The organism is Proteus sp. fly-1067, from assembly GCF_040139345.1.
GTDB classification, from domain to species: Bacteria; Pseudomonadota; Gammaproteobacteria; order Enterobacterales; family Enterobacteriaceae; genus Proteus; species Proteus vulgaris_B.
In genome coordinates, this window is the sequence record NZ_JBEEUL010000137.1 from 1 (window position 1) to 638 (window position 638).

A 638-nucleotide genomic window follows, 5' to 3' on the forward strand; every position below is an offset into this window, starting at 1 on the left:
GGAGTAAAATTTCTGTCATACGCTATCGTGTGTCAGGAAGTTTGGATGAACCAAAAATTGATGAAGTATTGCGTCAGCTAAAGGAGACTCAAGAGTAATGAAAAATGGCAATGTTGCACTTTTGCAGTTATGCAGTGGTAAAAATACTAAACATAATTTGGCACAGATTGAGCAGCAGATTAAACAGTTGCCAGATACTGTTGAGCTAGTATTAACACCAGAAAATGCATTGTTGTTTGCCGATGCAGCAACTTACCGTAAACAAGCCGAACAGGAAGGGCAGGGGCCGCTCCAAGAAGCGATTGCCAATATGGCAAAACGCTACAATGTTTGGATTTTAATTGGTTCTATGCCACTCATTAGCCGTGAAGATCCAGAGCGGATCACAAGTAGCAGTATTTTAATTGATTCCAAAGGAAATATTCAGGCGCGTTATGACAAAATTCATATGTTTGATGTGAATATTGAAGATGAGCAAGGCACATACAATGAATCCGTTATTTATCAGCGCGGCGAACATATTACTGTCGTGGATACGCCTGTAGGTCGCTTAGGCATGACCATTTGCTACGATTTACGCTTCCCAGGCCTATTCCAAGCCATGCGTGAGCAAGGCGCAGAAATTATCTGTGTACCGG

1 protein-coding gene is annotated in these 638 nt (G+C 42.0%); it reads left to right on the forward strand.

All coding sequences use genetic code 11. The features are described from left to right. Positions 1-97 precede the first annotated feature (97 nt). Positions 98-638, forward strand: a 541-nt coding sequence (locus tag ABN217_RS19605) for a nitrilase-related carbon-nitrogen hydrolase (RefSeq protein WP_349459905.1), incomplete at its 3' end; no start/stop codon positions are given.